Here is a 12990-nt window from a genome sequence, read left to right on the forward strand (position 1 = left end):
AACTCATTTCATTCTATCGATAGACTTTTTGGTCCTCTAGGTTCACCGGAATCTTCCTGGTCGACAGGAATGCGGCAGTACCCAATCATCGCAACTTTTCGGTCTACGACAGCGCAGAAAAGGACAGCACAGAAAAGAAATGGTTCGCTATAATTTTACGAAAAATTTAGGTTAATTAGCGGTTTCAATTACACCCCATTCCATCGCAACCATTGATCGGTAAGCTAACCGGCATCAGCCTTTGCCATGAAACTGCCGGAGAGTTGCGCATGACCATGCTCGCCACCACGAACAATTCGCATGCAGCCAATGTTCCGTTGCTCTCGCATACGGGAGTCGTGACAACGGGCACGCGGATGGTTGGGCCCGATATCCTGCGCTCCCTGGCGATCTTGCTGGTGATGCTTGTCCACCTTCCGTTGAACGCCACGCCCGGCACATTGGTAACCGTCCGCGAATATGGCTGGCTCGGCGTTGATATCTTCTTTGTGCTCAGCGGCTACCTGATCGGCACGCAACTGTTCAAGGAAGTGACGCGCACGGGGGCAGTCGATTTCAAATCGTTTTACCTCCGGCGAGCGTTCCGCATCTTTCCGGCCTTCTTCGTGGTCCTTGGCCTTTACGCGTTAGTTCCAGTCCTTCGCGACAATTCAGCGATGCAGCCTCTCTGGAAATTCGCGACCTTCACGGTCAATCTCGGGTTCGACCCGAGGGAGGGCAACGCTTTTTCTCAGGCATGGACGCTTGCCGTCGAAGAGCAGTTCTATCTCGTCCTGCCCTTGCTGGTTCTTCTCCTGTATAAGCGCGTTGGCACGGGATGGGTGCTTGCGCTCGCAGGACTGTTGACACTCGCCGGGATCGGACTGCGTTACGTGATCTGGGATATGCAGGTTGGCACCCTCGTCACAGAGGGCCAGTTGCGCCCGGCCTTTGCGACATACCTCCGCGATATCTACTATCCAACTTACACACGCTTGGATGGGTTGCTGTTCGGCGTCTTGCTTGCAGCCGCCCGCTTCTTCAAGCCGGAGCTCTGCAGGCAATATCTGCCGCCAAAGCTCACGATACCTTCAGGTCTGATCTTTGTGATCACAGCGCTCATCTGCTTTGTCGATCGAGGTCCCCTGGCAGGACAAGGCATCTTTCCGGTGTTTCAGGCGCAACTCGGCGCGGTTGCGGGCTTCCCGCTGATCTCGATCGGCATCGCACTGCTGTTCTGCGCCATGCTCGATCTTGAGCACGTTCTCAGCCGCTGGCCCGTGCCGGGTGCAGCTCTTGTAGCAACGCTGTCCTACAGCCTTTATCTCACGCACAAGTCCGTCTTTCACGTCACGCGCCTCGTTGTCGGAGAGGAGAATCTGCAAGGCACCTTCGGTTTTTTCGCCTATCTGATCGCAAGCTTTGTCGTCGCGGCCGTTCTCTGGCTTTTTGTGGAGCGAACGTTCCTGCATCTTCGGGACAAAATGCAGTCGTCTTTGAACTAATCGTCGTGCTCTCTTATCGCCAAACCTGAACGTCGCGAGGACAATGATCCGCAAATGGCCGACAGCAGTCTCTGGAGCGGAGAAATATGCCAACGTCTTCCAGCTGTCATGGTCGGCGAGCAGTATGAGGTCAGCAGCGATTGATGATGGCCAAGCCGGCCTTCCGGCTGGGAGGCTCAATGGCGCAGGCACCCGATAGAATGGTCAGCGGCGAGATGGCCTGGCAAAAGGCCGTTGCCCGCGACGCGGTCATTCGTCCGGAAGGAACGCCATACATCGTCTCGCTGGGTTTACCGCTGCCCCATGGTCAACGGCCGCCAGTCACTGCAGGCACGGCGCCGCTGACCAGCCTTCCACGGGCATGGCGAGCCGTGACCATTACGGCCATCGCAGACCTCCTCTCTGAGGACGCTTCCAAGACGGCTCGACACTCTCCCTCTGTTCGCGAGGCCTTTCGGCAATTCGAGCGTGGGCCGGCCCCAGAGTATCATAGGGTCTTTTTACCAACGCGGGCAGCGTCAGCCATAAAACTCCGGACGGAAACCGAATACCGTCAGCGCGCCTGCGGCATCGTTGAGAGCCAAGACTGGCATCTTTGCCGTCAAAAACAGGGCGCGCAAGAAACCGGGCAATCGGCAAGTTGATGCTCCGCGCCCTCAATGACGGATGAGGCCAAACCGATGTGCCTCATCCAGCAGGTGACGAACAGAAGAAGGCTGCCATTTGCGCCCACCGCGCGCTGGCCGCTCGCCCATCTGATCCAGTTGCGCGGCAATGTCGCGTAGCGACAGGCCGGGATCGGCAATGGTAATCGCCGCAACGAGCTTCATCAGATAATCTTCTGGAGCGCGGCGGGGCGAGCGTGCCAGGAGCTCGGGGTCGGCAAGCTTCTCGCGGACCATCCGATGCACCGCGCGGCGCAGTCGTTCCACCGTCCAGTCATGGCCGCGGCGATTGAGGACCCGAACGACACTGTCCCAGCTATGCTGGGGACGAAGCTGCCGGACCATTGGTAGCCAGGTTTGGGCGGACGAAATCAGCTCGTCGAGATAAAGTTTTTCTCGCGCCTTCGAGACTGCCTTGATCGCCTCCGGGCGCCGCTCGCGAAGTCCTGGGTTGCCCGGCAACTTGCCACGCGCTTTTGCCGCTTTGATACCGGCTTTGGTTCGTTCGGCGATCAGAGCCCGTTCGAGCTGTGCGACGGCCCCGAGAACCTGAAGAGAAAACATGCCCTGTGGCGTGGACGTGTCGATCGGATCGCGGATCGATCGGAAATGAACGCCGCGCTCTTCAAGGTCCTCGATCACCTGCAACAGATGGCTGACTGAACGGGCGAGGCGATCCAGCCGGACAACAACAAGTACGTCGCCGGCAGCGAGCTCGCCGAGCAGTCTCGTCAGAACCGGTCGGGCCCGTGAAGCGCCAGATCCGTGCTCCTGAAAAATCCGCTCACAGCCGGCGGCGCGCAACTCGTCCATCTGCGCGTCATGGACCTGATCGTCGGTCGAGACGCGTGCATAGCCGATAAGACGTTTGGGGGCCGGCGATGGATTGGTGGCTAGCCGTTTTGCCATAATTTTCTCGCGCGACTTTTTGGTGCTTTGTACAGACAAGGAATGCGTGAGAAAAGGATCGGTTGCAAGCGTGTTTTATCTACCGAATAGAGACCCGCCAGAGTCGAAACGCCATCATGGACGAGCAACGGAGCGTCCACATAGGCAAACGCCCGCCAGCGGGCTCCGGTGGCGGAAATGCCGGAAAACCAGCGGTTTCGGAGTGCCCTCTCGGACCGAGAGCCAGGTGGACGGTGCGGAAACTCAATTCAGGAACTACGATTGGCCGTTTGCGCGGAAGGCGGCCGTCGAATTCTGCTTGCCGAATTCCGGTCAACCCGGCCGAAATCGGCTGGAAAGCCCGGAAAACCAGGCGTTTCCGCCCATCCTGGGCGACCGACAAACCTTCTCTGCGAGTCAGAATCCATCACTATCGATACCTGATACTTATCGATGGTTAGAAGCATAACTCAGAATGGTCAAAAGTAGCAGAAGTAAGTATGGATATAGCTTCTCGTTAATGATGTATTTACCATGAATTCAACAGGTTAATATCACGCCAATCCGCCATCCAGACCTTGCCGCATTTCGATGTCACCCCCGCTGTGGCTTTTACTTCCCGATTTCAATTGAAGCGCTAAGCTAAAAACCCAGCCCGCATTTTTGAGCTAACGATTTCATGCTGGCGGCGGGGGAGGGGCCTCTTAAAGCCCTGACGCCTTGGTGAGATTGGTGCGGAAGCGGTCGCGTCGGCGCTGATATTTGCGAGTCATTTCGGCTGAGGCGTGCCCCAACTGCTTCTGCACGTAGCGCTCCTCGATCTCGGCGGAGGAGGCAAGCCCGGCGCGCAGCGAGTGGCCGGCGAACAGCCCGGCCCGTTCCTCTTCCGGCAGATCGGAACGGACGCCGGCGGCAAGCGCGGTCTGCTTGACCAGCCGGGCGACATGTTTGTCGGAGAGCCGCTCGACGTCGATCGTCTTGTTGTCCTTGAAGATGCGGCGGAAGAGGGGACCTCTGGCGATCCGGCCAAAGCGGATCCAGCGCTCGACGGCAGCAAGGGGACATGTCTGGTCGGAGGCGCCGCGGCCGACCTCGACCTGGCGCCAGCCGGTTTTGCCGCGCAACGTCAGCAGCACGCCTTGTCCGGGAAAAATCTCGATCCAGCCACGGCCGTCGCTGTGGTTCCCATCCAGATGGTCGTCGCGGGCGACGTCGAGACCGACGATCTCAGATCGCCGCAGGCCACCGGCGAAGCCCAGGAGCAGAATGGCCCGGTCGCGCAGGCCGCGCAGATCATGACCGAGCGTGTCGACCATCGCCTTGATGTCTTCGCCGAGCACCGCCTCCTTTTGCCGCGGCGGCTTGGCGTGCTTGCGGCGGATGCCGGCGAGGACCGTGGCAATATGCCGGTCGGAGCGATCCATCGGCGTGCCGCGCTGGGTAAAGTTCCAGGCCAGCCCGGACAGGCGCCGCTCGATCGTCGCCACCGACAGGGCAGGGGTATTGCGTTTCTGATCACCGGCGGCACAGGCACCGATATAGAGGCCGATCACCTGGCTCGACGGCGGCATCGGCTCGAAACCTTCGCGGCGGCACCAGGCGGTGAAATGCCGCCAGTCCTTGGCGTAGGCATCGCGGGTGTTTTCGGAACTGGCGGCGTTGGCGTAGGCCGTTGCGGTCGCGACCAGGGCTTCGACACGAGGTGTAGGCCGCGGGGCGGAGGGCGAGGCGCCGGTTTCGATGACGAGATCGCCGCCAGCGGGAAGGTCGCCGTCATCAATATTGTCGATTTTGGGCGTGTTGGCCGGGGGATTTTGCATGGTTCAAGAGCCTACCATCATATGTCCGATAATGGAAGGTTATTGGACATAGTTTGTTTCAGACAGGCGGTGCGGTTTTATGGTAGGTATCTGGTGTAAACCGCACGTATGTTCTATGTTCTGCCGCATGGATTCGTTTGTGCCCACCCTTTCGACGCCGCCGGCCTGGCCAGCCAAGCTGCCCGGCTGGACATTGGCGCGCGGGCGCGAACCGAGCGATGCCGACGCCGCCTTCGCCGCCGGCATCGCCTTGAAATCCTTGGATGATCTCGTCCGCACCGCGCCTGTGTGGATGGGCTGCTGGCGATCCCGCCAGGCGCTCGCCTGCGGTGCGTCCGCGGTTCGGTTGATCGGCCGTAACGAGGAACAATCGGCGCTGCGCGACGCCATTCTGCGGACCGCTCCCGGCGACGATCCGGGACCGGCCGGACGCCTGGCTTTGGCTTTCCAAACGCTGGCGGACCGGAAACGGACGATCGGCAGCAAAATCCTCGAGGACCTGACCGATCTGATGGGGTTGCGTCGGGAGGGAGTGAGCGACATCGCCGACCGGTTCGACGATGCCCTGCAGTCGCCGAGCGCCGCGCCGTTTGCTGCCGCCACATTGGTGGCAAACATCTGCGCGCTCCGCCCCGACGCCGAAATCCTCGCCTGGTGGCTAGCCGACCGGCTTTTGGCCGAAAAGCTCGGCTGGGATTTTTGTGTGCCGCTGTTGATGGCGGAGCGTTTTGGCGCCGCTTTCCGCACCCCCGGAGGTCGCGGGCGGTTGCGGCCCGGCGACGACGGCTTTGAGCGGGCGGTGTGCCTGGCGCTGGTCTCGGGCGCCGGCGCGGCGCTGCGGTCGGCCGGCGACATTGCCCGCCGTGCCGAGCAGCTGGTCGCGGCGGCGCCAAAGGTTCGGACGAAGGGAGCGGCATCGGTGATCCGCAAACTGCTCGACGAGGACGCCGTGCCCGCCTCCGCGCCGGGCGCCAACCTGTCCCGCTGGGCCGCCACGCGGCTGTTCGAACGGCTGGAGGGCTTTGGCGCCGTGCGCGAACTCTCCGGCCGCTCCTCCTTCCGGATTTTTGGATTGTGAGGTGGCCGCTATGAGCGCGACACCGCAGCCGAAGCGCCACGCCAAAAAGAATCCCCAGGACGATGTCCTATACGATCGCGAGCTGGAGGATTTGCCTGCGGAGCTGCGCTGGCGGGAATGGATGCTGCGGGTCGAGGCGGTGATCTTTGCCTCGGCCGAGCCGGTCAGCCGAGAAACGCTGGCACGCGTCGTCGGCAAAGACTGCAGCATCGATCTCATCATCGACGATCTTGTCGAGGAACTGCGAGACCGACCCTACGAACTGGTGTCGGTCGCCGGCGGCTGGCAGCACCGCACCCGGATTCGCTTCGCGGAGACGATCCGGGCTTCGGCGGCGCCGACGCGGGGAGGGGCGGCGACGCTTTCGGAGTTCGAGGCGATGGTGCTGATGGCTGTGGGATATTTCCAACCGGTGACACGGAGCGATCTCTCGAAGATCTTCGGCAAGGAAGTATCCCGTGATACGATCGGTGCATTGCGCGGCGCTGGTTTCATATCGTCAGGGCCGCGCAGCCCGACGCCAGGTGCACCCTACGCCTATGTGACAACAAAACATTTCCTCTCCGTCTTTGGTCTCGAGACGCTGCGCGATCTTCCTGACATCGAAGGATTGGAGGATGTCGGGCTGCTCGGCCGCCATGCGCTCGTCGGGGAGGCGTTCGCGGAGCAGCAGGATGAAGCGCTGATGGACGACTAAGACGTCCGCGGGGTTCACGCCTTGGCCTGGTGCGGCCGCCCTTCAGGAGCGGCCCCGGTCTTTGTTGCGACAATGAGGATCGCGGCGGTCTTCTATGCTATCGTCGCCTCCGCGGGTAGCGCGATGGGAAAGCCCGCGGCTGCGAGTGCCGCGCACATCTCGTCCAACGCTGGGAATCGGTAGACGTCGTCCGTGGCAAGCTGATGGAAGAGGGAAGAGGCCGCCTATTTTGATTTCGTCATCGAAGTCATTTCCCGGAATCTTGCCGACGTAACGACTTTTTTCGATCTCGTCCCCAGACACATGGAATATTTATACGGTCGAGACTAACTCCCCTAACAACATGCAACTTCGCGTGCCGCGACCGGTTCCATGGTTGCGGCGCCGCGACCGTATACTGGGCAGGAGGTGATGCAATGGCCGATGTTGAATCGAAGCTGGAACCAGAAGTTACAACGATGCCGGTTACCGATCCACTCCCGGACTCGCGACCATGGGAGGCCTCGGCGCTGGTGGGGTATCTTGCTTCGTTCACAATGACCGCCATCGCGGCGGTCGTGGCGGTCGGCATCGATAGAGGTTTGACGATACCGAACGTCTCACTCGTATTTGTGGTGCCGGTGATCGTCGCGGGCGTTTCCTTCGGCTTTGGGCCGTCGCTCTGCTCGGCCGTACTCGGTGCTCTCGCCTATAACTTCTTTCTGACCGAGCCACGCTATACACTGGTCGTCGACGACCCGGCAAATATCTGGGCCATTTGCCTGCTGTTTCTCGTCGGACTGATTGTGAGTGGCATTGCGTTCACCTCTAGGCGCAGAGCGGCGGATGCGGCCCTTCTCAGAAGGCAGGCGACTGTGTTGCAAGCCTACAGTCGCGACGTCGTGGCGGCGGACAGCACGAATACGCTTATCTCGGTCACGTCTCAAACTCTCGCTGCGCTGTTCCAGGTTCCCGCCACTGTGATGCTCGTTGCGGAGGGTAAGGTGATTTCCGTCAAAAGCGTCGGCGGCCTGCAGCCAGAGGAGGCAGACTTCGAGGCGGCGCGATTGTCGTTGGAGGTGGGCACTGTCGCGCGCGCTGGCGTCTATCCCGCCTTGGGCTCGCGCTTTGACTTTTGGCCCGTCGCAACGGGGGAGGGCTGGGGTGCCGTCATTGGGCTCGCATTCGATCCCAGTAATCGCCCCTCGGCGCCAGAGACGTCGATCGACATCGTTGGAAGTGTTTTGGCGCTGGCGCTTTCGCGTCTGCGTTCCCCGGTTGGCCGCGACGCTCGATCCAAACCTTAAGTCCGAGGAAACGATGCACGGCAAAAAATAACCCGCTAGTTGGTGGGGTTTGCGGCCTTTAGCGTCAAGCGAAGCTGGAGTGCCGCCAGCGGATATGGAGGTGCCTCTTGGATCGATCGTTATTTCTTGCCAGGCTCCTTGGGCCGACATTTGTGGCGGTCTGGCTGGGGATGCTGATCAATCTTGGCATGTATGAGACCATGATCGCGGAGGCGCTGCATTTTGGCATCCTGTTCTATCTGTCCGGGGTATTGTCCCTGCTCGCTGGCCTCACGATCGTCAACCTGCACAATAGATGGCAGGTGGACTGGCGAGTGATCATTACGCTGCTCGGCTGGCTGATGACAATCGGGGGCATCCTCCGCATTGCCGTGCCGCAGGTGGCAATTGCCGCGGGTTCGACCATCTATAGCGGCCGTGCCGCCACTATGTTGGTGGCGCTGTTCATCGGTACGCTGGGCGCTTTCCTGAGCTTCAAGGGCTACGTGCGGCGCCTTTGAGGCTCGGAATTGCGATGATGGGAGCACGGCCAGAGCAATGAACCTTGTCTTCGCCGTTCTTGTACGCATCTTCGGCGCCGCGGCGTCTCCGATGAACTGGAATTGTTCCTTGGGTCAGCCTGGCCGAAGACGGAAACCCACAAATCGCAGAGAAGCGGACCTGGAAGCAACAGCACTCCGATTTGCTAAGGCTACGACGGATCCTGTTGCCGTTTCGCTGCCTTTGCTCGGGAATGGAAGCAGACGACAGCGAGAGCTCCAGACGACGGGACGCGGGACATTCGGACCCGGTGAAGCCTTCCAGTTTGATTGGTCGGAAGACTGGGCGATCATCGGCAATGAGTGCACCAAACTGCAGGTGGCGCATACAAAGCGTAGCTACAGCAGCGCCTTCATCGTCCGGGCCTACTTTGCTACCGACGCACGAGATGCTGTTTTGATGCCAACAAAACAAGCGTTGCGCGTCTTCGTCGTCGGCGGCCGCATCTACGACAATATGTGCACGGCGATTGATGAAGTCGGGCGTGGCATGGAGCGTGACGTCAACGTCTGCTTCCGGCCATGCCCAGCCACTACCATTTTAACAGCAATGCTCTGCTCGGATGGCGGAGGCAGGGGTCCCAGCCGAAAGTAGCCCAAACGCGGAAATGGCGATCAAGTGCCCCGTCACCGAGATTGCAGCGCTGCGCCATATCGCATTGGGCGACTTGGCTGCTTCCCTCCGGTATTAGCAAGACAGTCGTTCTGGTGGTCTGCCGATTCGATCTTCCGCTGACCCAAAACACAGCTGCGAGCCGGATCTGGGGGACAATAAGCAAAAAAACAAAACTGGTCGGAAGTTCGCATCACGATAATCCTTGGCCGGGCGACGACCGCTAAGGATGCCATCCGAAATAGACAGCGACCGACAGCCCAAGCTGGGCGACGGCCAAGACCAAACATACAGCAAAGCCGATGATGATGGCCCAGGAGCGTTTTTTCTGTCTATTCATCTGACCTCAAAGTGCTCATCGAGGACAGGTTTGTCGCGGGCGGTGCAACTGGCTCGACTAAATGCTCTGGTTTCGCCATGTCGTCGTCTCGACGTAATCGTCCGCGATGACGACTTCGTTGCCGAGAATTTTATGGTCATGCCGTGAATGCCATCAAGACTATGTCCGTTGTGCGGGTCGGAGGCGCCAGACGCTGGGAGAGAAGCGCGTGCCCGAGGTCTTTGAGCTGGTCTTAAGGGCGTATTCGTAGAACTTTCTGTCGGCAAGGCCGTCGTTTGCACCCTCAACGAGGTTGCGGTAGGCGCATTCGCGTTTCTCACCGTGCCACACTCCTTTCGTTTTGATCGGGCGACCTTCCTAAATCAAATTGTCACAATCAACCGCAGCTTGCAGAAATCACCGCTCCCGCAATAGGAGCAACCCCATTGCGTAATCGGCTGCAACTCGGGCTGATCACGTCGATTTCAATGGCACGCTTGCGGTCGATGAACTACCCTGCGCGGGATGGCGTGTGCTGCGTGCGCCACGGGATTCCCGAAATTGACGGAGACTTCGATCAACTCTCACAAGGAGCGTGACCCTATGTCTTTGTCGCACCGCCCGATCGGCCAGGGCCTCATTCATTCCACCTTCCGACGGTTTCTCGACAGCGAGACGTCTGCAGGCATGCTGCTCATGATCGTCGCTTTGCTGGCCATCGTGACCGCCAATTCGCCGCTGGCATCCGTATATTTCGCGACGCTGCACCTTTCCATTGGACCAATGAGCCTGCAGCACTGGATCAACGATGCGCTAATGGCGCTTTTCTTCCTGCTCGTTGGTCTGGAAATCAAGCGTGAGGTGTTGGATGGCCAGCTTTCAAGCTGGTCGCGCCGCATCCTGCCGGGTGCCGCGGCCGTCGGCGGCATGGTCGTTCCCGCCTTGATCTACGGCGCTTTCAATCAGGGCGATTTCACCGCAGCCCATGGTTGGGCGATCCCGACAGCGACCGACATCGCCTTTGCGCTTGGCGTCCTTTCTTTGGCTGGACCGCGTGTTCCGGTGACCCTCAAGGTTTTTCTCGCAGCCCTTGCCATCATCGACGACCTCGGGGCGGTCGTGATCATTGCGCTGTTTTACGCAAGTGACATGAACTACTGGGCCCTTGGTGGTGCGGCCGTCGCATTCTTTACCTTGATTGCGATGAATCGAGCCGGGGTCAGTCGCCTCGCTCCCTATCTGGTCCTGGGCGCCGCCCTTTGGGGCCTGGTTTTCCTGTCGGGCATCCATGCGACGATCGCAGGCGTTCTTCTGGCTCTGACCATCCCCCTGAAACTGACGCGAGGAACACCCGGGGCGCCACACGCAGTGTCACCTCTGCATCGGCTGGAACATAGCCTTCAGGTTCCGGTTGCCTTCCTGATCGTGCCTCTGTTTGGCTTTGCCAACGCCGGGGTTTCCTTGGTCGACGTCACGCTCGACTCGCTGTCAGAGCCCGTCACGCTTGGTGTCGGATTGGGATTGGCAGCTGGCAAGCTTATCGGTGTCCTTGGCGCTGTCGTGTTGACGGTACGCGCCGGGTTCGCGAAGTTGCCCGGCGCCGCGAGCGGGCCGCAGATGCTGGGCATCGCACTTCTGTGTGGCATTGGTTTCACCATGAGTCTCTTCGTCGGGCAACTCGCCTTCGAAGACCCGGCGATACAGGATCGGGCTAAGCTGGGAATCCTGATCGGTTCGTCCGTTTCCGGCGTTGCAGGTTATCTCGTGCTTCGGTTCTCGTCGCGCCGAACAGGAATACCCATATGAGATAGACGAATTCGAACTTGGAGTCTCGACGGCATGAACCGGTATCTCCCAACTGTTCTCGCGCTCTGCGCGATCGCCGCCATATGCCTGATGTTGGCAGGCATTGTCGTGATTGGGCATACTGTGGTGCACCCGCCGGTTTGACCGGGAAGTCGCAGCGCTTCACCCCCGCCGCGATGCTCCTGGAGTGCTGGTCGCGGCCCCAGGGTTAGCGGTCGCGATCCATCGACGCCGCACCTTCACGCTGCTTGACTGCAAACTCCTCCTCCGGCGAATAGACGAGCGTTTTGCGACCATGGGCGGCGAAATAGATGATTGCGAGCGCATACCAGATCGCTACGCCGATGATGCCCTTCTGATAGAGCGGATCGGTGAGCTGGAAGAAGATCGTGACCAAAGCAATTACCACGGTGAGGACCGCACCTGGCACGCCGAACGGGCTGCGGTAGGGCCGCTCAATGTTTGGAAAGCCGCGTCGGAGCTGGATGAACGTCAGCCCTTGTAACAGATAGGAGAACATGGCGCCGAACACGGCCATGTTCAGAAGCACGCCGCCGATGAAGGAGCCCGCCTGTTCGCCGCCCTGGGTGAACCAGACCGCCAGCATCACGAGGAAGCCGACGAGTGAACCGGCGATCAACGCCGTGTTCGGTGTCTTGTGCTCGCCGTGGGTCACTGAGAGAAAATGCGGGAAGTAGCCGGCCCGCGACAGTGAATAGATCTGCCGTCCGAAGGCGAAGATGATGGCGTGGAAGCTGGCGATCAGCCCGGCGACGGCAAACAATGCGAGAATTTTTGCCCAACCCGTTCCATAGATGGCACGGAAGCCGTCGAGGATCGGCTCGCCCGAAGAACCGAGCTTGAACGCCCCACTCGGAATGGCTGGATTGATGATCAGCACCAGGAAGCCTGTCGCAATCAGCGTGAACATGCCGAGCATGATGCCTCGAGGCATGTCGCGCCTCGGGTCGACCGACTCCTCGGCCGCGAGCGGCAGTTGCTCGATGGCCAGGAACAGCCAGACCGCGAAGGGCATCGAGGCCAGAACACCATAGACGCCGAATGGCAGGAACGGCCCGCCGCCGTCCGGAAGCTCGACGGCTGCACCCGTCGCCGGATCGACGCCGATGTTCATTGCATACTTGCCGAAGTCGATGAACGGAATGGCGCTCACGAAGAAGAAGACGAGGATGGCAAGGGCGATCAGCGTGACGATGACCGTTACGATGAAGGAGAGTTCCACCCCGCGGACATTGAGGCCCAGGAAGACAATGTAGCCGGCGAGCCACCAGATTGGCTGGAAGCTCTCAGGCGTGCCAAAAATGCCGGTCAAATAAGAACCGATGAAGAACACCACGACGGCGGGCGTCAGCACGTATTCGATGTTTTCCGCAACGCCGGTGATAAACCCGCCCCACGGCCCGAAGGCCGTCCGCGCGAAGGAGTAGGCGCCGCCGGTGTGCGGTAGAGCCGGGCTCATCTCGGCGATGGAGTAGGTGAGGCCGAGATACATGATGGTGATCAGAACCGTGCCGATGAACATGCCGCCCCAACCGCCGACGGCAAAGCCCAGGTTCCAGCCGGAAAAGTCACCGGAGATCACGGCGCCGACGCCCAGAGCCCAGAGCGAGAAGACGCCAGCGTGGCGCCTTAGTTCGCGGATGTCGAAATATTCCTGGCCGGGCAGATGGTAGATCACTCCGCCTTCGTGCTTGCTATCGTTGGCCATCGCAGTTGCCTCCCGACAGATTCTACTGCGGCATTCTGTTTGCCGCGCAGGTAAGACCCTCATGAA

General features: G+C 60.2%; 10 protein-coding genes. 7 read left to right on the top strand and 3 right to left on the bottom strand.

The window, feature by feature from the left end:
• Positions 1-269 precede the first annotated feature (269 nt).
• The gene (locus tag NBG89_RS31505; protein WP_431324831.1) at positions 270-1484 is read left to right on the top strand and encodes an acyltransferase family protein; all 1215 of its coding nucleotides are present in this window, start codon (positions 270-272) and stop codon (positions 1482-1484) included.
• A gap of 656 nt (positions 1485-2140) precedes the next feature.
• Here NBG89_RS31505 and NBG89_RS31510 read toward each other — a convergent pair.
• Both NBG89_RS31510 and NBG89_RS31515 read right to left on the bottom strand, forming a co-directional pair.
• Positions 2141-3058 carry a recombinase family protein gene (locus NBG89_RS31510; RefSeq protein WP_431324832.1) on the bottom strand — a complete coding sequence of 306 codons (918 nt, stop codon included), beginning with the start codon at positions 3056-3058 and terminating at the stop codon, positions 2141-2143.
• Between the two features lie 683 nt (positions 3059-3741).
• Positions 3742-4857: a tyrosine-type recombinase/integrase gene (locus NBG89_RS31515; RefSeq protein ID WP_431324833.1), complete on the bottom strand. Its 1116-nt coding sequence runs from the start codon at positions 4855-4857 to the stop codon at positions 3742-3744.
• Positions 4858-4972: 115 nt separating this feature from the next.
• Between NBG89_RS31515 and NBG89_RS31520 the strand changes: the two genes are divergently transcribed.
• The 6 genes from NBG89_RS31520 to nhaA all read left to right on the top strand — a co-directional run bounded on the left by NBG89_RS31520 (position 4973) and on the right by nhaA (position 11195).
• On the top strand, positions 4973-5935 hold the full coding sequence (locus tag NBG89_RS31520) for a DUF1403 family protein (RefSeq protein ID WP_431324963.1): 963 nt from the start codon (positions 4973-4975) through the stop codon (positions 5933-5935).
• A 10-nt stretch (positions 5936-5945) separates the two neighbouring features.
• Positions 5946-6632 carry an SMC-Scp complex subunit ScpB gene (scpB, locus tag NBG89_RS31525; protein WP_431324834.1) on the top strand — a complete coding sequence of 229 codons (687 nt, stop codon included), beginning with the start codon at positions 5946-5948 and terminating at the stop codon, positions 6630-6632.
• Between the two features lie 416 nt (positions 6633-7048).
• Positions 7049-7918, top strand: coding sequence for a DUF4118 domain-containing protein (locus NBG89_RS31530; protein ID WP_431324835.1), 870 nt, complete (start codon positions 7049-7051; stop codon positions 7916-7918).
• Positions 7919-8025: 107 nt separating this feature from the next.
• Positions 8026-8418 (top strand): hypothetical protein, encoded by a 393-nt coding sequence (locus NBG89_RS31535; RefSeq protein ID WP_431324836.1) that lies wholly within the window; start codon positions 8026-8028, stop codon positions 8416-8418.
• 37 nt (positions 8419-8455) lie between these two features.
• Complete coding sequence (locus NBG89_RS31540; RefSeq protein WP_431324837.1) at positions 8456-9052, top strand: hypothetical protein; 597 nt, start codon at positions 8456-8458, stop codon at positions 9050-9052.
• Positions 9053-9992: 940 nt separating this feature from the next.
• A complete protein-coding gene (gene nhaA / locus NBG89_RS31545) occupies positions 9993-11195 on the top strand; it encodes a Na+/H+ antiporter NhaA (RefSeq protein WP_431324838.1) in 1203 nt (400 codons plus the stop codon).
• 208 nt (positions 11196-11403) lie between these two features.
• Here nhaA and NBG89_RS31550 read toward each other — a convergent pair whose 3' ends face one another.
• Positions 11404-12924 (bottom strand): amino acid permease, encoded by a 1521-nt coding sequence (locus NBG89_RS31550; protein WP_431324839.1) that lies wholly within the window; start codon positions 12922-12924, stop codon positions 11404-11406.
• Positions 12925-12990 lie beyond the last annotated feature (66 nt).

The sequence above is a fragment of the Rhizobium sp. YTU87027 genome, from assembly GCF_050644135.1.
Taxonomy (GTDB): Bacteria; Pseudomonadota; Alphaproteobacteria; order Rhizobiales; family Rhizobiaceae; genus Rhizobium.

Coding starts and splice junctions, on each gene's coding strand:
- NBG89_RS31505 (WP_431324831.1), top strand. CDS start 270: ATGACCATGCTCGCCACCACGAACAATTCGCATGCAGCCAATGTTCCG.
- NBG89_RS31510 (WP_431324832.1), bottom strand. CDS start 3,058: ATGGCAAAACGGCTAGCCACCAATCCATCGCCGGCCCCCAAACGTCTT.
- NBG89_RS31515 (WP_431324833.1), bottom strand. CDS start 4,857: ATGCAAAATCCCCCGGCCAACACGCCCAAAATCGACAATATTGATGAC.
- NBG89_RS31520 (WP_431324963.1), top strand. CDS start 4,973: ATGTTCTGCCGCATGGATTCGTTTGTGCCCACCCTTTCGACGCCGCCG.
- scpB (WP_431324834.1), top strand. CDS start 5,946: ATGAGCGCGACACCGCAGCCGAAGCGCCACGCCAAAAAGAATCCCCAG.
- NBG89_RS31530 (WP_431324835.1), top strand. CDS start 7,049: ATGGCCGATGTTGAATCGAAGCTGGAACCAGAAGTTACAACGATGCCG.
- NBG89_RS31540 (WP_431324837.1), top strand. CDS start 8,456: ATGAACCTTGTCTTCGCCGTTCTTGTACGCATCTTCGGCGCCGCGGCG.
- nhaA (WP_431324838.1), top strand. CDS start 9,993: ATGTCTTTGTCGCACCGCCCGATCGGCCAGGGCCTCATTCATTCCACC.
- NBG89_RS31550 (WP_431324839.1), bottom strand. CDS start 12,924: ATGGCCAACGATAGCAAGCACGAAGGCGGAGTGATCTACCATCTGCCC.